The sequence below is a fragment of the Collinsella sp. AF15-51 genome, from assembly GCF_003462845.1.
GTDB lineage: Bacteria > Actinomycetota > Coriobacteriia > Coriobacteriales > Coriobacteriaceae > Collinsella.
Genome location: NZ_QRYG01000028.1, coordinates 1 through 19,212 on the forward strand (window position 1 = coordinate 1; position 19,212 = coordinate 19,212).

Below are 19,212 nucleotides of genomic sequence, written 5' to 3' on the forward strand. Positions count from 1 at the left end.
CGCCTCGCGGTGACATCGTTTTTATGTCAACCTTGGTCTAACAGAGCCAAAAAATATGCGGCAAGGTATTCTTAAATAAAACTATAATCAAATAGTGGGAACAAAGGATTATGATAGTCCCTTTTGTGGGGGCTTGGTTTTTTGTACCCAATTTAAGAATACTTTTGCCTTATCAATTTTGACATATCCGAAAAACAGCAATCACAAACAGGTGTATGCTGTATATGTGTATGTCCGCAAATTATAATCCCCAGTGGTAAAAGTATTTTACTGCTGGGGATTTTTATGCCCTTTTGGGGCTGTAAAAGGAGGACAATCACATGAAAATAATCAATATTGGAATTCTCGCCCATGTAGACGCAGGAAAAACAACATTGACGGAAAGCCTGCTGTACACCAGTGGAGCGATTGCGGAACAAGGAAACGTGGATAAAGGAACTACAAGAACAGACACTATGATTTTGGAACGGCAGCGCGGAATTACCATTCAGACAGCGGTTACTTCTTTTTGCTGGAATGATTATAAAATCAATATCGTGGACACTCCCGGTCATATGGATTTTTTAACCGAAGCATACCGCTCTTTATCTGTCCTTGACGGAGCTGTTTTAGTCATTTCGGCAAAAGACGGCGTACAGGCACAAACCCGTATATTATTCCATGCGCTTCAGAAAATGGACATTCCGACAATTATCTTTATAAATAAGATAGACCAAAATGGGATCGACCTGCGGCGTGTTTACCAAAGCATTAAAGATAAACTTACCAGTGATATGATTGTCATGCAGGAGGTTTCCCTGTCGCCAAAGATAACCATGACCGATATTTCTGATTTGGACAAATGGGATATGATTATTTCCGGAAGCGATGAACTATTAGAACGATATGTTGCAGAGGATTCTTTGGATATACAGGAATTACAATATGAAAAGTGCAAAAGAACCAGATGCTGCTCTTTGTTTCCTGTTTATCATGGGAGTGCAAAAGACAATTTAGGAACAGAAAAACTGATTGAAGCGATTACAGAAACTTTCATTACAGAAACAGACGATATTCAGTCTGAATTATGTGGATATGTTTTTAAGGTTGAGTATACAGAGCGGAAAAAACGGCTTTCTTATTTACGCCTGTATCATGGGACGCTCCATTTACGGGATACCCTGCTGCTGTCAAAAAAGGAAAAAATAAAGATTACAGAAATGTGTATTCCGTCAAATGGTGAAATCGTCCCGGTTGACCATGCCTGTCCGGGAGAAATTGTTATTTTAGCTGATGATACTTTGAAACTGAACGACATTCTGGGAAATGAAAAACTCCTGCCTCACAAAACACGGATTGATAATCCCATGCCATTACTTCGGACAGCGGTAGAGCCGCAAAAGCCGGAGCAAAGGGAAGCCCTGTTAAATGCCCTCACAGAGATTGCTGATACAGACCCTCTTTTGCATTTTGACATTGATACTGTTACACATGAGATTATATTATCTTTTTTGGGAAAAGTACAGTTAGAAGTTATTTGTTCGCTATTAGAAGAAAAATATCATGTGGGCGTGGCTATGAAAGAGCCTTCGGTTATTTATCTGGAAAGACCGCAAAAAAAGCGAGCTGCACGATTCATATTGAAGTGCCGCCGAATCCGTTTTGGGCATCTATTGGTTTGACTGTAACACCGCTTCCTGTTGGAAGCGGAACACAATATAAAAGCGAGGTATCTCTCGGCTATTTAAACCAAAGTTTTCAAAATGCCGTCATGGAGGGTGTGCGTTATGGAATGGAGCAGGGCTTATATGGCTGGGGAGTGACAGACTGCCAAATTTGTTTTGATTATGGAGTTTATTACAGCCCGGTCAGCACCCCCGCTGATTTTCGTTTTCTTGCGCCTGTCGTGTTGGAGCAGGCATTGAAAAAAGCAGGAACACAACTGTTGGAACCATACCTTTCCTTTACCCTTTTTGCACCGCAGGAATATCTTTCACGGGCTTATAATGACGCACCAAAGTATTGCGCAATCATTGAATCAACCAGACTTGAAAAAGATGAAGTTATTTTTAAGGGGGAAATCCCTGCCCGTTGTATTGGTGAATATAGAAATGATTTGAATTTTTATACAAATGGAAGAAGTGTCTGCATTACAGAATTAAAAGGGTATCAGGAAACTTCCGGCGAGCCTGTGTTTCAGCCACGCCGCCCGAACAGCCGTTTAGACAAGATCCGGCATATGTTTCAGAAGATAATGTAACATCTTGCGCAATGCAAACGTTCGGTAAACGCAGAAAAGTTTATGAATGTTGTCCGCAAGTACACCAGCTTTGAAGAACTTACCCCTACCCTTTTGCGTGAGTTTGTGGAGAAAATCGTTGTGCATGAGTGCAGCTATGACGAGAACGGCACACGCAGACAGGACATTGATATTTATTACTCTTTCGTTGGCAAGGTAGACCTGCCCGAATGACCGCCCGACCTATCCGGCGCAATGCGCAAACGCCGGATAGGAACGGCAAAATTTTTTACACTTCTACTACTTCTTTATCACACATCAGCAAACGAGTGGGGCATCTCGGAATCGTTATTCTTGAGCAGGACCTCTCGGCAGCGTTCCAGACGTTTGGCGAGGTCGTCCTCGGTTGCAATCGTAGATAGGATGGCAAACTCGTCGCCTCCCAGACGAAATGCCGCCTCGTCTACCTTCATATACAGCTTGAGATAGAGGCTTACCTGCAAGATATAGCGGTTACCTGCGTCATGTCCAAAGATGTCGTTGCAGTGCTTAAGGTTATCGATGTCGATAAAAGCCATGGTCACGGGCAGTTCCTGTTCCCAGATTTCCTCTAAGGAACGGGCAAAGCCGCCGCGGTTGCCAAGTCCGGTGAGCTGGTCGGTAAAGGCGGTCCTGATCAGATCCTCCTGACGCTCGAGAAGGTCACGGACGGTCTTTTCGAGCGTTTCGGTGTAATTGCTGTCAGTGTCCATGTTGTAAGCGGCTTTCTGAGGTCGGGGCGGATCGCGTCGGGCGAGCTTGTTGTGTACGCGCGTTGTTACTCACGTTTTGCGTGTATCCAGGCCCCTGCCTTGCTGCGTCATTGGGTTCATTTGTCGGCCAGTGTTCTCTGCCAATAACTGCTAAGTAAAAATAACAGTATAGGATTGTATATGGGTGTCCCTGCCGCGGGTGGCTATTATTCGCCAAACGGTAGCGCAACGATGCGCTGTTCGATGAAAAATGCGACTGAGTCGATATATGTTGATGGGTATACTTGTTCCGTTTTAAAACGCAGGAACGGAGATGGTCGCATGGCACAGCCAGGCACGACGCGCACGGTGGGGCTTGCGCTCGAGGGAGGCGGCTACCGCGGTATGTATACGGCGGGCGTGCTCGACGTATGGATGGAGCACGGCTTAACTTGCGACCATATGGTGGGTGTCTCGGCGGGCGCGGCGTTTGGCTACAACTTTAAATCGCGCCAGATCGGCCGCGCCATTCGTTACAACAAGGCCTATTGCGCCGACAAGCGCTATGCGAGCGTGACGAGCTGGTTGCGAACCGGCGATATGTTCAATGCCGAGTTTGCCTATCACGAGGTGCCCATCGAGCGCGACCCTATCGACCTGGAGGCATATCGCGCCTGTCCCATGCGGTTTACGTGCGTGTGTACCGATATCGAGACGGGCAAGGCCGTCTACCATGACCTGCCTTATGGCGACGAGCGGGACATCGAGTGGATCCGGGCGTCGTCGGCGATTCCCGTGGCGACGCGTCCTGTCGCCATTGAGGGCCGCAAGTACCTAGATGGCGGCGTGGCTGATTCCATTCCCAGCGCTTGGCTGTTTGCGCAGGGCTATGACCGCAACGTGGTGGTGCTGACGCAGCCGGCGGGCTATATAAAGCAGCCCAACAGCGTGATGCCCATGCTGCGGCGCATGTTCCGTCACTACCCGGAGTTTGTCGCAGCGCTTGAGCATCGGCATGAGGTCTACAATGCCACGCTCGACGACTTGGCGCGCCGCGAGGCTGCCGGCGAGGTTTTTGTAGTGCGTCCGAGCGAATCGGTGAAGGTGCCGTCGCTGTGCCGCGAGCCCGATGAGCTCGAGCGCATCTACCAGATCGGTCGCCACGATGCGGAGGCGACTTTGCCGGCGTTGGAAGCGTATCTGGCGGGGTAAGGTTCGCATACGGAAAGCGCATCCCGGAATGGACGTTCGAACCGGGATGCGCCTTCCGCTATTGAAGATATGAGGTTGCGAATCAGCTGCTCGGCCTATGCCTATGCCTGCTGCCAGGTGTCGACGAGCTCCTTAGCTGCGGCGTGGGGGTCGTCGGCACTGCAGACGGCGCTCACCACAAAGAAGCCATCGACGCCGGTGGCCTTGAGCTGCGGCAGGTCGGCCGTCTTGACGCCGCCGCCCACCACGATGGGCACGGGGCTTGCCACGTGGAGTGCGGCCAGGTCCTCAAAGCTCTTGGTGATGATGGAACCGTCAGCCGCACGTCCGCAGTCGCGCTTGGTCTCGGTCTCGTGGAGCGGGCCGATGCCCAGGTAGTCGACCAGGCTCATGTCGGCGGTCTTGACGTACTCGAGCATCTCCTCGCAGCGGGCCGAAAGGCCCACAATGGCATCGGGACCCAGCAGCTTGCGACAGACCTCGACGGGAATATCGCTCTGACCCACGTGTACGCCGTCGACGGCAATGCCCTGCTCGCGCGCGGCAAGCACACAATCCAGACGGTCGTCGATCAGCAGGGCGACCTGACCGGTCTTGCCGGCCTGTGCGATTGCCTGCGCGGCATCGCCCGTCAGAGCGATGATCTCGCGGGCGCTTGCCACCTTGGAGCGCACCTGGATGCAGGTAAAGCCGGCGTCGAGTGCCTGGGCCACCACATCGCCCACGGGGCGCCCGAGGGTGTTTTCGGGGCCGAGTACCAGATAGGCGGAGATATCAAGGTTGTCGCGGATGCTCATCGTGCTTCCTCCTGCTTTTTGATCTGCGCTTCCATGCGCTCGAGTTTGCCGGTCATGGTGTCGGTAAATCCGGGTCGAATATCTGCCTTGAGCACGACTTCGGTCCGGATGCCCTTGCTCGCCAGCACAAAGGTTGCGTCGCGCACGACCTGCATGACCTCGTCCCAGTCGCCCTCGATCTCGGTGAACATCGAGCTGGTGCGGTTGGGAAGGCCACTCTCGCGAATGACGCGCACGACCTCGGCGACCTCGGCGGACAGCTCATCGCCGGTGCCGCACGGGGCGATGGCCACGGCGACGAGTGTGTTCATGCCGGCGCTGGTTGTGGACTCGGACATGGCTTATGCCTCCTCGAGTTCGAGTTGGTTGTCGGCAATATCCTGGGCGGTCGCGCGGTAGAGCTCGTCGATAAAGGCGACCTTAAAGCTTGCCGGGGCATCGGCGACGGCGGCGGCACGCGTGCCGGCAACGTTGTAGACGGCGGTGCCGCAGACTGCTGCCGTAAACGGATCGGTAGCACAGGCGTACACGGCCAGCACGCCGCCCTGCGAGCAACCGCAGCCGGTGATCTTGGACATGAGCGGGCTGCCGCCGTGGGATTTGGCCACGGTCGTGCCGTCGGTAATCAGGTCGACTTCGCCCGAGACCACAACGGCGCCGTCGGTGTAGCGAGCGAGCGCCACGGCGGCATCGCGGGCGGCGTCGACCGTGTCGGTGGTATCGACACCACGTACGCGGCTCAGATCGGCCGACTCGCCCTCAAGACCCCACAGGCCGGAGAGTGCGATGATCTCGGAGGCGTTGCCGCGTACGATGGCGGGCTTGTACTGCTTGAGCTCGTTTACCAGCTGGGTGCGCAGGCTACCGATGCCCAGACCCACCGGATCGAGCACCCAGGGCTTGTCGGCGTCGTGTGCCGCCTTGGCCGCGCGGGGAATCGTCTGCTCGTAGATGGGGAAGAGCGTGCCCATGTTGAGATAGATGGCGCCGCCGCCGGCAACGAGCGCCTCGCCCTCGTCGGGCAGATAGGCCATGGCGGCCGAACCGCCCACGGCGAGCTGCGCGTTGGCGACAAAGTCGATCGTCACCGTGTTGGTGATGGAGCCGGCCATCGGATTGGTGGCTCGAATCTCCTCTACGGCCTTGACCATATGTTGCTTAAGCTGTTCCGAATCAATCACTGCACATGCCTCCTTGGCATAGAAAAGGGGCGCTGTGCATAGACAGCGCCCCTGTAAAGGCGGCATGCTCCCTACGCCAGCATTAACTGACAGGTTCAAAGGATTGGGCCCTATGCCCTCTCAGCCTTGTGGTTTGCACCGCCGGCACTCCCGCATCGAATCTGTTGTTCCCTATACTAGCGCACCTGCCAAAAAGGGGCAGGTTTATTTTGGCAGGTGGCAACAGGGGTGCTGCATTTTCCCAGATAAAACCTGCCAAGATAAACCTGTCCCTTATTGGCAGGTCGTTACAATAGACGGGATAAAGAATGACCGAGGGGACCTTATGATCAAACTTGTGCTGACCGATATGGACGATACGCTGATTCCAGCCGGGCATGACGGCGCCAGCGACTACGCCATTGAGGGCATTCATGCCATGCAGGCGGCGGGTCTGCACTTTGGGCCGGTTTCGGGTCGTCAGCCGTCCGCGATGGGCTGGATGTTCAAAAACCGCTCCGAGTGTTTTTCGACCGGTGCGTTCTGTAACGGCCAGGTGATGTTTGTCGATGGCGAGGCGGTTGCCTCGCGCGCAACTGATAACGATGCCCTTATGCGCCTGGCCGACTACCTGGAGCAAGAGACCGACGATACCTATTTGAAGGTCTACCGTCTGGGTGATGACTTTTGGGACAACGACGCCTATTGCGTGACAAGCGATCCCGAGCGTGTGCGTCACGCCATGGAGTCAGGCGGCAACGCGTGGCTCAAGGGCGAAGAGGCTCCCTGTCGCCCTGTCGTTGACGATGCCCCGGTATACAAGGCGAATATCTGGAGTGCCCGTTCGCGCGAGGAGCTCGCCGAGCTGCGCGAGCGTGTTGCCGCCGAGGTGCCGGAGCTCTCGCTCGTGTTTCCCAACAACCGCGTGCGCCTGTTCGACGTTCTTCCGACCGGCTGGGACAAGGGCTGTGCTGCGCTGGAGCTGGCGCGCGCTTTGGGCCTGACGCCCGACGAGGTGGCCGTATTCGGCGATTCCGATAACGATTTGCCCATGATCGATGCCGTTCCCAATTCCGTTGCAGTCGCCAATGCTAACGAGGCCGTCACGGCTGCCGCGCGCTGGCATATCGGCGCTGCGGCAGATGGTGCGGTTGCCGGGGCTCTGCATCAGATTGCCGCCTGCGCCGCGACGGGGGAGATGCCGTCGTTTATGCGTCAGATGGACGCGACGGGTTTCGACGTCACGAACGTCTAGGGAGAAAGCCATGAAGCTCCAGCAGCTCAGATATGTCGTCAAAGTTGCCGAATGCGGCAGCATCACCGAGGCCTCGCGCCGGCTCTTTGTGTCGCAGCCTTCGATTACCGCGTCAATTCGCGATCTCGAAAACGAGATGGGTGTACACATCTTTGAGCGCACCAACAAGGGCGTCATTGTGTCCGAGGAAGGCGAGACCTTCTTGGGCTACGCGCGCCAGGTGCTCGACCAGGCCGACCTGCTCGAGGGCAAGTACAAAGGCACGTCCGAGCAGGTGCCGCACTTTAGTGTGAGCTGCCAGCATTATTCCTTTGCCGTTAATGCATTTGTCGATGTAATCCGCGAGTTCGATGCCGCGCGCTACGACTTTACCCTGCGCGAGGAACAGACCCACGAGATTATCGAGGACGTCGCGCATATGAAAAGCGAGCTCGGCATCCTGTATCTGTCGGAGCACAATCGCGAGGTCATCGAGCGCATGCTGGCGGCCAACGAGCTCGTATTCGAAGGACTCTTCTGCGCTACGCCGCATGTCTTTGTGTGCTCCGACCATCCGCTGGCGGGTCGCTCGAGTGTGACGCTCGAGGACTTGGAAGACTACCCGTTCCTGTCCTATGAGCAGGGCAGCTACAACTCGTTTTACTATTCCGAGGAGCTGACCTCGACCTTTGAGCGCCGCAAGAATATCCGCGTGCGCGACCGTGCGACGCTGTTCAACCTAGCTATGGGCCTTAACGGTTACACGGTGTGTTCGGGCGTGATCAGCCATGAACTTAACGGCCCCGGTATTATCTCGATTCCGCTCGATGTAGACGAGTACATGGAGATTGGCATCATCACGCGCAAGAACACGACACTTACGCGCTACGGGCAGGCCTATATCGAAGCGATTCGTCAGCACATCTAGACTGCTGCGTTCTGCGCGGGTCAAATCTCTTTATGGCAGTCCAAACTGATATAGGAAGCATCTATATCAAACTGTTATAAACATATATTTTACGATGTCCATATGAGCGCTCATACTCTGTCCCAGTAAAGCAACCAATGCAAAGGGAGATATCTATGAGCACTTCGATTCAACCGAACGCGCCGTTTCGTGCCGATATCGTCGGCAGTTTTCTTCGTCCGCAGGCTGTAAAGGACGCCCGTGCCGCCTATGTCGCGGGTAAACTCGACGCTTCCGGCCTTAAGGCCGTCGAGGACGAGGCCATCCGCGACTTAGTGGCCAAGCAGAAGGCTGCCGGCCTGCAGGTGATTACCGATGGCGAGTTCCGCCGCAGCTACTGGCACCTCGATTTTATGTGGGGCCTCAACGGCATTGAGCGCCGCGCCTCGCGCACGGGCTACATGTTCCACGATGAGGAGACTACCGCCGACACCGCCGTGGTAACCGGTCCCATTAGCGGCGAGAATCATCCGTTCGTCGAGCACTTCAAATTTATCAAGTCGCTCGAGGGAGAGGGCCAGGTCGCGCGCCAGACCATTCCGGCGCCGATCCAGACGTTCTCCGAAGTCACACTCGACCGCTGCGATGGCCAGCAGGAGAGTCTGCACGCCGTCTACAAGACCGACGAAGAGCTCGTCGATGCCATTGCCGCAGCATACCGCACCGTGATTGCTGACCTGTATGCCGCGGGCTGCCGCAACATCCAGTTTGATGACTGCACCTGGGGCATCTACTGCGATACCGATTTTGTTGCCAAAACCGGCATGAGCCCGGTCGACCTGCAAAAGGTAAGCGAGCTGGGCGTGGCGCTCAACAATGCCGCCATCGAGGGCAAGCCCGACGATCTGGTTATCAACACGCATGTATGCCGCGGCAACTACCACTCCACCTACGCTTTTGAGGGCGGCTACGACCCCATCGCGCCGTACCTGTTTGCGCGTGAGGACGTTGACGCGTTCTATCTGGAGTTCGACACGCCCCGCGCCGGTGGTTTTGAGCCGCTCAAGTACGTTGCTCCCGGCAAGAAGGTCGTGCTGGGCTTGGTGACCACCAAGGCGGCAGAGCTCGAGAACGAGGATGTTATCGTCGAGCGCATCCGCGAGGCGGCAAAGTACGTGCCGCTCGAGAACCTGTATCTGTCTCCGCAGTGTGGCTTTGCCAGCTGCGAGATTGGCAATAAGCTGACCGAGGACGAGCAGTGGGCAAAGATTGCGCTGGTCAGGCGTATTGCCGAGCGCGTTTGGAAATAGCGCTAGCGTTTGCAGGTGGCGGCGCGTGCGAGGTACTGCATATCGCGTACAATGGTTCGGATCGTATCGTTCGGGCAGGTTATCCGATATGCCTGATCGCCCTTCCATTCGAAAGGACTTCCATGTCCCAATCCTCGACGCCCGCCGTCACCGATGCCATCTACGATGCATCGTCGCTCGGCCGCCCGCGCATGTTCGTGTTGGGTTTGCAACACATGTTTGCGATGTTCGGAGCCACGGTGCTCGTGCCCGTGCTCACCGGCCTTTCCGTTTCGACGACGCTTCTGTTCGCCGGCATCGGCACACTGCTGTTTCATTTTCTATCGCGCGGTAAGGTGCCCGCGTTCCTGGGCTCGTCGTTTGCCTTTATCGCGGGTTATGCCGCCATTGCACCCAACGGCGAGGCCGAGCTTTTGCCCTACGCTTGTCTGGGCGTTGCTTGTGCCGGCCTGCTCTATCCGGTGCTTGCGGCCCTGTTCCGCGCCTTTGGCGCCAAGCGTGTCATGCGTTTCTTCCCGCCGGTGGTGACCGGTCCCATCGTCATTTCCATCGGCTTGATCCTGGCAAGCTCTGCCATTGCTAACTGCCAGACCAACTGGTTTGTTGCTGCTATTGCCGTTGCCGTGATCATCATCTGCAACATTTGGGGCCGCGGCATGGTCAAGATCGTGCCGATTCTGCTGGGCGTTGTGGTGAGCTATGCCGTTGCGGCGGTGCTGGGCGAGGTTGATTTTTCGGGGGTTGCCGCCGCGCCGTGGGTCGGTCTACCTGTCGTGTGGGACAACACCGTGTTCGCGCTCTTTGGACCGCAGTTCGATAGCAGTCTTGCCACGACGGCCATTATCACCATCATGCCACTGGCCTTTGCGACCATGATTGAGCACATTGGAGATATTTCCGCCATTGGCTCTACCTGCGAACGCAATTACATTGCCGATCCCGGTCTGCACCGTACCCTGCTCGGCGATGGCCTGGCGACTATCTTGGCATCGCTCTTTGGCGCCCCTGCCAATACGACGTATGGTGAGAACACCGGTGTGCTTGCCCTGACGCGCGTGTTCGACCCGCGCGTGATTCGCATTGCCGCCTGCTGTGCCATTGTGCTTTCGTTCTGCCCCAAGTTTGCTGCGGTGATTGCCGCCATGCCGGCGTGCGTTATCGGCGGTGTGTCGCTCGTGCTCTACGGCATGATCAGCGCCGTTGGTGTACGTAACCTCATCGAGAACCAGGTTGATTTCCAGAACAACCGCAACGTGCTGGTGGCGGCTCTGGTGCTCGTGCTTTCGCTCGGCATTGCCTACAGTACCACCGGCGCCATTGTGCTGGAGCTGGGCGGCGTGACGATTTCGCTTTCGGGCCTTGCCGTGGGCTCGCTGGTGGGCATTGTGCTCAACGCCATCCTGCCCGGTAACGACTTTGAGTTCGACGTTTCCGAACTCGAGGAAGCCGCCGAGTAACGGCTGGCTGTTGATAGGGCTTACTATGGCTCCCATGCGTGCTGCAACGTGTGGGAGCCATTTTTAGTGCGTGAGTATCCAGTGGATGCCATGCGCCATGCGCAGGTCGGTCTGGGCAAAGTGATTGCCGGGGTTGAGTTCGAAGGCCGCGGGGATGCCTCGGTCGCCGAGCAGCTTTTCCATTGCGTGCGTATCGTCGAGTACGTGCCGCATCATGCGGTTGGGTGTCTTGGTCTCCTTTTTGCCGAGCGACAGATAGACGGCGCTGGGCGTAGCTGTCATCGCGTGGTTATGCGCATAGTCGATAAAGCCGGGAAACCACAGGGACCCCGATGCGCTTGCAGCGCGGTCAAAGGCATCGGTCTGCCAGAGGGCCCAAAGCGAAAAGAGGCCTGCCAGCGAGTAGCCGGCAATGCCGCGCCAGGTGGGCGGCCGAGGAAGCGACGACTCGACCTGGGGGATTATCTGATTCAGCAGCTCATCAAGAAAACCGGATGCCTGACCGCCAAAGGGCTCGGCATCGCGCACGGTTCCGTCGCATCCCCAGGGGCTCAGCTCGCGATTCCAGTTGAGGCTGCCAATGCCGACAAGCGTGAAGGGCGGGCAGTTGAGCTCTCGGCAGCGTTCATAAACCTCCGTGCCGTCGCCCATGACCGCGGGAAGATAGATGACTGGTGCGCTTTCGGCATGCTGTGCATGAATGGTTATCTGCTTTTGATGCGCTTCCATGACGGGCTTCTCTCGGCGTTGTGATATCGACGGCCCCCATTGTCGCACGCCGGCTCATGCAGGTTGGGCTAGACCAAAGACAATCTCGTGCATACCCTGCGGACGCATATGGAAAACGCCACCGCCGGAGGGGAGCTCGGCGGTGGCGTTGTTAAACGGTGCTGGGGCTCGGGGTCTTCGCGGGAGCTGCCATGTGCGCAGAGGCGTCTAAGAGCGCTTGCGGCTCGCCATGGTGCCTGCGGCGATAGCGGCTGTTCCCGCAAGGACGGTTGCCACGATGGCCGCACCCGAGGTGTCGCCGGTTGCCGCGAGCACGCCGGTAGTCTTGGCTTTCGTGGTTGAAGCCGCAACGGCCTTGGTCGGCTTTGAGCCCTCAGGCTTGGGGTTCTGCTTGGACTCCGCGGGCTTGGTCTCGTCGGGCTTGGGGTCTTCCGGCTTGGCTACCTCGGGAGGTGCGATGGTCGTGCTTTTGGCGACTGCTTTGATATAGAGGGAGTCGACCGTGGCGTCGCCCGTGCCGATGGCTTGGCCTGCTTCGTAGATGCCGTCACGGAGCTTGCGATAGTCAATGACCTTGCCGCCTTCGGGCGTCTGGATGGCGGCGTTCTCAATCTTGATGGTGCCGATTGTCTTGCCGTCCGCGCTCATGGCAAGGGCGAAGATCGCCGCCGTGTCTCCTTCGGCCGTGACCTTGCTGCGGACAATGGAGATGGTCGCGGGCATAATGCCCTCGCTGGTCTGGGCGACGATGCCGATGTTCTCGCCTTGGGGTTCGCGCCTCGTCTCGCCATCTTGGTTTTCGCTGTAGGGGGTGGGGCCGTCGCCGTTCTCGACATAGCGGGCTATGGCCTTGACAACGGAGTCGCTGATGTAGATGTGGCCACCCTTCTCGTTGGGTCGATCGTTTCTGGTGGAGAATGCAGCCGAAACCTCGCCTTCCGCAAACGCGTCCACGGTGGAGCCGTTCTTGACGACGATGTCGTCCTGGTAGGTGAAGAGGGCGATGGCGCCACCGTATCTGCCTTTACCTGCACGGACCGTCACGTTTGCATGATCGAGGGTGATGCCCTTGTGGGCATAGACGCCATATTCAACACCGTTTACGTTGAGGGAGGCGTTTGTGGCTGCGAGGCTGCCCTTGGCCTCGACGGCAGCGTCTTTCTCTGAGCTTGCCTTGACCTGGCTGCCGTCCGAGATGTTGATATTGCCGCCGCTCCAAAGGGCCTCACCATCGGCTGAGCTTGCCTCGACCGTCCCGCCACCCTTGATGGTGAGGTTCTTGTCGGTTCCAATACCCTTGTCCTCGGTAGCTCTGGCGGTGACGGCTCCGCTGTCGTCAATCGTGATATTGCCGTTTGCCCTGATGCCATCCGATGCACCCGTGGCGTTGACGTTGCCCGAACCTTTGATAGCGAGATCACCCCCGGCATTGATGGCATCAGACCCAGTGCTCGTGGCGTTGACGGATCCGGCTCCGTCGATGTTGATATTACCCGTGGAGAGGATAGCGTCCTCAGTAGATGTCACGCTGAGCGTGCTGCCCGCGTCGCCTTGGATATTGAGCTCGGCATTCTCGTTAGTGCCATGAGAAGCCTTGATGCCTTCGATCCAGTCGGCAGTGACGATGTTGGTTCCCGAGTAATTCACGTTGAGCTTGCCTGCGGCCTGGATCTCGCCGCCGTTATAGTTGTTGAGCTTCAAGTCGTCGGCGCCGTCCCACGACCAGGTACCGGCCTCGTCGCTCGCCGCGGTGTTGTACTTGTTGCCGCCGACCTTGACCCATTCCGCTGCGAGCGAGACGCTCGGCATGAGCAGCGAGCTCACCGTGAGCGCGCACACGGCGCCCGCGACGATGCGGCGCGTCACGCGGCGCCAGCTGCCGTGCGCGAGTCCTATGCGACGGCGAACGTCGGGTTCGGCAACATGGGTTCCGGCGGTAGCGTCATTGCGTTTGGGGGTCGTGAACAAGGCTGCCATGGTTGCTCCCGTTCTCATAGGGCCTATACGACTAGATTCAGCGTATCTGCTGGATGTTGCCGGCGGTAGTGCCGTTTGGAGGGCAAAATGGCCAAAATGGGGGAGAAATAGGCCGCACGCCGGCGCAGGGACCGACGCTAAAAGAAAAGCGCGGGGCCGCATGGCGACTCCGCGCTTTATTGTTCAGCTTTTGCAGCCTTGCCCTTACGCTACGAAGAAGTAGACGAGAAAGGTAAGGGCCGCGATCCACCCGTCCTGTGCGAAAAAGTGTTTACGAGCGTTTGCGACTCGCCAGGGCGCCTGTGACGATAGCGGCCGTTCCTACAAGGGCGGTCGCTATGATGGCTGCGCTCGAGGCGTCGCCGGTTGCCGCGAGCTTGCCGGTGGTCTTGGCTCCCGTGGCTGCAACTGCAACGGTCTTGGTTGTCTTCGTGCCCTCGGACTTGGAACCCTCGGGCTTGGTCTCGCCTGGCTTCTCCTCGGGTTTGATCTCCTCGGGAGGCACGGTGACCGTGCGCTTGGCGACAGCGGCGTCATAGGGGGAGTCGATCGTGGCGTCGCCCGTGCCGATGGTTTGACCTGCCTCGTAGGAGATGCTGGGGCCGTACTCTTCTTCGTAGCGATAGTTAATGATCTTGCCGCCTGCGGGCGTCTGGATGGGAGCGCCTTCGATCTCGATGGTGCCGATCGCCTTGCCATCCTCGCTTATGGCAAGAGCGAAGATTGCCGCCGTGTCTCCCTCGGCCGTGAGCTTGCTGCGGACGATCGAGATACTCGCGGGCGTGATGCCCTCGTAGGTCTGGGCGAAGATACCGATGTTCAGACCCCTAGGCTCAGGGATGACCTCGCCGCTTTGGTCGTTGCTGTAGTGATCGGGGCCATCGCCACCGGTCTCGACATAGCGGGCTATAGCCTTAACAACGGAGTCGCTGATGTAGATGTGGCCGCCAGCGACGTTTGGCTGGTGGTTTCTGGTAGAGATTGCAACCGAGAATTTGCCTTCTGCGAACGCGTCCACGATGGAACCATTCTTGATGACGATGTCGTCCCCGTCAGTGATGAGGGCGATGGCCTGGCCGCCGCTCGCGCTTGTGCGGACCGTCACGGTCGCGTGATCGAGCGTAACGCCCTTGTAGGCATAGACACCATATTCAACACCGCTTGCGTCAAGGGAGGCGCTCGTGACCGCGAGACTACCCTCAGCGTCGACGGCAAGATCTCCCTGGGAGCTTGCCTCGACCTGGCTGCCGCCCGAGATGTCGATGTTGCCGTCAGCCCAAATCGCCGCTTCTTCTATCGAGCTTGCTTCTACCTTGCCACCGCCTTTGATGATCAGGTCACTGCCCGCGGCGATGCCGTAACCTTCGCTTCCTTTAGCGATCACTGTGCCAGAGGAATCGATGGTGGTCTTGCCCTTGGATTGGATGCCTTCGGTACCGCCCGTTGCATTCACGGTGCCCGAGCCCGTGATAGAGAGATCGCCCTTTGCCTCAATTCCGTCGGAAGTAGTGCTTGTGGTGTTCACAGTGCCTGGGCCAGAAATGGAGAGGTCGCCTGTGGATTTAATTGCATCGGCCTCAGCTGTCACATTGAGCTCATCCGTGCTATTCGAGCTCGTTATGTTCAACTCTGCTTTCTGGCTAGTGCCATCCTGCGCCTTGATGGCGGCTCCGGTGTAATCGGGCTCGGTTTTCACGGTGTTCTTGCCCTCGTAGGCAATGTTGAGCTTGCCCGCAGCCTGGATCGCACCGCCGTCATAGCCGTTGAGCTTCATATCGTCGGCGCCGTCCCAGCTCCAGGTGCCGGCGGCGTCTCCCGTGGGCCCCGCGGCCGCTTCGTGGCGGACGCCGCCAACGTCCACCCACTCCGCCGCGAGCGAGACGCTCGGCATGAGCAGCGAACTTACCGTGAGCGCGCAGGCCAGGCCGCAGACGATGCGGCGCGTCACGCGGCGCCAGCTGCCGTGCGCGAGCAGCGTGCGACGGTGCACGTCGGGCTCGACAAAATGGGCTCCAGAGGTTTTGTCATTGCGCTTGGGGGTCGTGAACAAGGCGGCCATGGTTACTCCCATCCTCATAGGGCCTATGCGGTTATATCCAGCATATCTGCAGGATGTAGCCGTCGGTAGTGCCGTTTGGAGAGCAAAACGTCCAAAACTTGCGAAGCAATACATCGCGCGTCCGTGTGGTGCCTGGCTTTAAAGGCAAAGCGCGGAGCCGCTCGATGCGACTCCGCGCTTTGCTGTTTGGTATTGCGAATCTTGCGCCTACGCTACGAAGAAGTAGACGAGGAAGGCAAGGGCTGCGATCCACATGAGCGGCTTGATCTTGGAGGCCTCGCCCTTAAAGAGCGCGACGATCACGTAGGCGATAAAGCCCAGGCCAATGCCGGAGGAGATGGAGTAGGTGAAGGGCACGCCGGCGACAATCATGAACGCCGGGAAGCCCTGCGACACGTCGGACCAGTCGATCTCGGAGGCCTCGCTCATCATGAGGTAGCCGACGTAGACCAGAGCACCGCAGGTGGCGGCACTGGAAACGATGGTGACGATGGGGGAGAAGAACGCGGCGAGAATGAACAGCACGCCGGTGGTGACGGAGGTGAGGCCCGTGCGACCACCGTCGGCAGCGCCAGAGGTGGACTCGACGAAGGTAGTGATGGAGGAGACGCCCATAAAGCCACCGGCAGCAGCGGCCACGGAGTCGACGACCAGGATGGGACGGATGTCCTCGACATTGCCGTCCTCGGTCAAGAACTCGCCCTGCTTGGCGACGGCCATCGCGGTGCCCATGGTGTCGAAGAAGTCGCTCATGAGCAGCGAGAAGGCAACGACGAGCAGCATCGGGTCGGTCAGGACCTTCACGATGGCAAGGTTGCCGTCGGCAGTGCTGGCAAACGGGGCGCCGAAGGTCGAGAAGTCGAGCGGTGCGATGAGGCCCTCGGGCGCATGGGTGACGCCCAGCGGGATTCCGGCGATAACGGCGACGATGATGCCGATGAGCAGCGAGCCCGGCACGTTGCGGGAAGCCAGGGCAACCGTCACGACGATGGAGATGATGCCGACGATAAAGGTGGGGGAGGCGATGTCGCCCAGGCCGACGAGCGTACCGGCGCCAGCGGTGATGATGCCGGCGTCGCACAGGCCGATCATGGCGATAAACAGGCCCAGACCCACCGAGATGGCGTGGCGCAGGACCACGGGGATGGCGTCCATGATGGCCTCGCGCAGGCCGCACAGGACGAGCAGCAAGATGACGATACCCTCGAGGAAGATAACGCTCATGGCCACGTGCCAGTCGCCGCCGCACATGGTGGTGGCGATGCCCGCGATCATGGCGTTGATGCCCAGACCCGACGCGCAGGCGAGCGGGCGGTTGGCGAAGATGCCCATGCAGATGGTCATGATGCCGGCGCCCAGGCAGGTGGCGCAGGCGAGCGCTCCCGCATCGATGCCAGCGCCCGAGAGCACTGCGGGGTTGACGGCGATGATGTAGGCCATCGCCAGGAATGTTGTCAGTCCAGCGCGAAGTTCGGTCCCGATTGTGGACTTGCGCTCACTGACGTGAAAAAGTTCGTCCATGCATACCCTTTCCTTGTTCGGCCCCGAGTTTAGGCCGATTGACACGAACTCACTTACTATATCGTCTTTACAACCTTGCTGTTCCTCGCATGTTGATGTTCGGCGCTTTGTAACAGACGGACGGTATTTATCGCATGAAAATGTGTGGGTACCGTATACTTAAGCGGTTACAACGACCCCTATGGAGGAACGTATGATTAAAGAGCTTTGCCACGATGAGGCTATCCTGTCCCAGCGTTGCGAGGTTGCGACCGTCGAGGACGAGTCGGTTGCTCAGGACCTGATCGATACCATCAAGTCGCTCGACGATGCCGGCTGCCTTGCCGCTAACCAGATTGGCGTTACCAAGAAGGTCTGCGTCTACCTGGACGACGCCGGCGAGCCCCACGTGCTCTACAACCCCCGTCTGGTGTTTGGCCTGGGCGCCAGCAAGATGGAGGAGAGCTGCCTGACGCACGAGGAGGTCACCAAGTCCACGCGCTATATCAAGTGCAAGGTTGCCTTTGACCAGATCGTCGACGGCAAGATGCGCGAGCGCAAGCAGGACTTTGTGGGCTTCGAGGCGCAGATGATCCAGCATATGATCGATCACTGTCTTGGCAAGCTTGTCTAGGGCGACCACAGCACCGCACTTCGTCGTTTTTGGTCCGGGCGTGACATTGTTGTCATGTCCGGGCTTTTGTGTTTAGCGCCTTTTTGTTTGGTGACAATGAACTTAGCAAGAACGTAAAGCTAGGAGGCGCTATGTGTACGAGCATTCGATTTACCGATAATTCCGGCAACATGTATCTGGGCCGCAACCTCGACTGGAGCTTTGACTACGGCCAACAGGTTCGCGTGATGCCGCGCGGGTTTCACATTCCGTATTCGTTTATCGACGACACGACAGCGGCACACGCGGTGATCGGTATGTGCATCGATTACAAGAACTACCCTATGTTCTTCGACTGCGGCAACGATGCGGGCCTCGCCGTGGCGGGTCTCAATTTCCCGGGTTATGCCGAGTATGCCGAGGACCCTGTCGACGGCAAGACCAATATCGCGGCCTATGAGTTTCCCCTGTGGGTGGCAGCGACGTTCTCGACGGTCGATGAGGTCGAGGCCGCGCTGCGCGACACGGTGATTGTCGCCAAATCTGCCGGAGAGGGGCTGGGCGTGTCGCTGCTCCATTGGATTATCGGCGACAGCCAGCGTAGCATCGTGGTCGAGATGATGGCTGACGGCCTGCATGTATACGACGATCCGGTCGACACCCTTGCCAATCAGCCCACCTTCCCGTGGCATATGGAAAACCTACGCACTTATATCACCGCCACAAGCGATTTTCCGCAGACGGCGACGTGGCGTGGCGCCGAGCTTAAGCCCTATGGAGCCGGTGCCGGCATGCGCGGCATTCCCGGCGACTGCTATTCGCCGAGCCGTTTTGTAAAGGCAGCGTACCTCAACGCCAATTACCCGCAAAAAGACAGCGAGACCGAAAACGTCGTCCGCATGTTCCGTTCACTCGAGGGCGTGGTGATGATTGAGGGGGCGTCCAGGATGGGCGATGGCAAGTTCGAGAAGACTATCTATACCGGATGCTTTAGCGCGCGCACGGGCAATTATTACTACGCGATGTATGAGGATCCGTCGATTCGCTACGTGAGCCTGATGGATGCCGAGGGCGCGAGCCCCGATAGGCTTGTGGTTCCCGAGCCGCGTCGTTCGTAGCCGAGGGCTTTACTGAAATGCAAAGCGCCCCTGCATCTCCTGTGAGGTGCAGGGGCGCTGTCGTTGATGCGCGACGTCGCTAGAAGTTGGCGTCGTTGAGCTGGGCGCTCTCGAGGCCGTCGAGCAGTTGCTGTTCGGGGCTTATAGGACAAAATGTGTGTCCCGATAGAACATCCGTTTCCATCCATTA

At 57.8% G+C, this 19,212-nt stretch carries 15 protein-coding genes, 2 pseudogenes and 1 riboswitch; of the genes and pseudogenes, 9 read left to right on the plus strand and 8 right to left on the minus strand.

Going from position 1 to position 19,212, the window contains the following annotated elements:
* Window positions 1-320: 320 nt before the first annotated feature.
* Window positions 321-2,239, plus strand: a pseudogene (gene tet(32), locus DWW51_RS09660) (tetracycline resistance ribosomal protection protein Tet(32)).
* A 21-nt stretch (window positions 2,240-2,260) separates the two neighbouring features.
* A pseudogene (locus tag DWW51_RS09665) lies at window positions 2,261-2,452 on the plus strand (DUF4368 domain-containing protein); the annotation flags it as partial.
* A 77-nt stretch (window positions 2,453-2,529) separates the two neighbouring features.
* Here the strand turns inward: DWW51_RS09665 and DWW51_RS09670 are convergent.
* The gene (locus DWW51_RS09670) at window positions 2,530-2,970 is read right to left on the minus strand and encodes a GGDEF domain-containing protein (protein WP_117774351.1); all 441 of its coding nucleotides are present in this window, start codon (window positions 2,968-2,970) and stop codon (window positions 2,530-2,532) included.
* 321 nt (window positions 2,971-3,291) lie between these two features.
* Here DWW51_RS09670 and DWW51_RS09675 point away from each other — a divergent pair, with 321 nt between their 5' ends.
* On the plus strand, window positions 3,292-4,161 hold the full coding sequence (locus DWW51_RS09675) for a patatin family protein (RefSeq protein WP_117774352.1): 870 nt from the start codon (window positions 3,292-3,294) through the stop codon (window positions 4,159-4,161).
* A 101-nt stretch (window positions 4,162-4,262) separates the two neighbouring features.
* On the opposite strand, the gene DWW51_RS09680 is transcribed toward DWW51_RS09675, so the two are convergent.
* From DWW51_RS09680 to thiM, 3 genes are read right to left on the minus strand one after another with little or no spacing between them, the layout of a single operon-like run.
* Window positions 4,263-4,958 carry a thiamine phosphate synthase gene (locus DWW51_RS09680; RefSeq protein WP_117774353.1) on the minus strand — a complete coding sequence of 232 codons (696 nt, stop codon included), beginning with the start codon at window positions 4,956-4,958 and terminating at the stop codon, window positions 4,263-4,265.
* Window positions 4,955-5,296 (minus strand): thiamine-binding protein, encoded by a 342-nt coding sequence (locus DWW51_RS09685; protein ID WP_229108032.1) that lies wholly within the window; start codon window positions 5,294-5,296, stop codon window positions 4,955-4,957. The genes DWW51_RS09680 and DWW51_RS09685 overlap by 4 nt, the downstream gene beginning before the upstream one ends.
* 3 nt (window positions 5,297-5,299) lie before the next feature.
* Entirely contained in the window at window positions 5,300-6,139 is an 840-nt protein-coding gene (gene thiM / locus DWW51_RS09690) for a hydroxyethylthiazole kinase (RefSeq protein WP_117774354.1), read from the minus strand.
* Between the two features lie 51 nt (window positions 6,140-6,190).
* A riboswitch (TPP riboswitch) is annotated at window positions 6,191-6,301 on the minus strand.
* Between the two features lie 163 nt (window positions 6,302-6,464).
* Here thiM and DWW51_RS09695 point away from each other — a divergent pair.
* From DWW51_RS09695 to DWW51_RS09710, 4 genes are all read left to right on the plus strand, one after another.
* Window positions 6,465-7,373, plus strand: a complete 909-nt coding sequence (locus DWW51_RS09695) for an HAD-IIB family hydrolase (RefSeq protein ID WP_117774355.1) — start codon at window positions 6,465-6,467, stop codon at window positions 7,371-7,373.
* Between the two features lie 10 nt (window positions 7,374-7,383).
* Complete coding sequence (locus tag DWW51_RS09700) at window positions 7,384-8,280, plus strand: LysR family transcriptional regulator (protein ID WP_117563541.1); 897 nt, start codon at window positions 7,384-7,386, stop codon at window positions 8,278-8,280.
* A 155-nt stretch (window positions 8,281-8,435) separates the two neighbouring features.
* Window positions 8,436-9,569 carry a 5-methyltetrahydropteroyltriglutamate--homocysteine S-methyltransferase gene (locus DWW51_RS09705; protein WP_231501637.1) on the plus strand — a complete coding sequence of 378 codons (1,134 nt, stop codon included), beginning with the start codon at window positions 8,436-8,438 and terminating at the stop codon, window positions 9,567-9,569.
* Window positions 9,570-9,691: 122 nt separating this feature from the next.
* Complete coding sequence (locus DWW51_RS09710; protein WP_117774357.1) at window positions 9,692-11,026, plus strand: uracil-xanthine permease family protein; 1,335 nt, start codon at window positions 9,692-9,694, stop codon at window positions 11,024-11,026.
* A 63-nt stretch (window positions 11,027-11,089) separates the two neighbouring features.
* Here the strand turns inward: DWW51_RS09710 and DWW51_RS09715 are convergent, their stop codons facing one another.
* From DWW51_RS09715 to DWW51_RS09730, 4 genes are all read right to left on the minus strand, one after another.
* Entirely contained in the window at window positions 11,090-11,755 is a 666-nt protein-coding gene (locus DWW51_RS09715; RefSeq protein WP_117774358.1) for an alpha/beta hydrolase, read from the minus strand.
* 207 nt (window positions 11,756-11,962) lie between these two features.
* The gene (locus tag DWW51_RS09720) at window positions 11,963-13,732 is read right to left on the minus strand and encodes a carbohydrate-binding domain-containing protein (protein WP_197032252.1); all 1,770 of its coding nucleotides are present in this window, start codon (window positions 13,730-13,732) and stop codon (window positions 11,963-11,965) included.
* Window positions 13,733-14,003: 271 nt separating this feature from the next.
* On the minus strand, window positions 14,004-15,791 hold the full coding sequence (locus DWW51_RS09725; protein WP_117774360.1) for a hypothetical protein: 1,788 nt from the start codon (window positions 15,789-15,791) through the stop codon (window positions 14,004-14,006).
* A 207-nt stretch (window positions 15,792-15,998) separates the two neighbouring features.
* Complete coding sequence (locus DWW51_RS09730; protein ID WP_117774361.1) at window positions 15,999-17,312, minus strand: NCS2 family permease; 1,314 nt, start codon at window positions 17,310-17,312, stop codon at window positions 15,999-16,001.
* Window positions 17,313-17,505: 193 nt separating this feature from the next.
* On the opposite strand from DWW51_RS09730, the gene DWW51_RS09735 reads away from it, so the two are divergent.
* Entirely contained in the window at window positions 17,506-17,925 is a 420-nt protein-coding gene (locus DWW51_RS09735) for a peptide deformylase (RefSeq protein WP_055250721.1), read from the plus strand.
* Between the two features lie 131 nt (window positions 17,926-18,056).
* Window positions 18,057-19,022 carry a choloylglycine hydrolase gene (bsh, locus tag DWW51_RS09740; protein WP_117640612.1) on the plus strand — a complete coding sequence of 322 codons (966 nt, stop codon included), beginning with the start codon at window positions 18,057-18,059 and terminating at the stop codon, window positions 19,020-19,022.
* The last annotated feature ends 190 nt before the right edge of the window (window positions 19,023-19,212 follow it).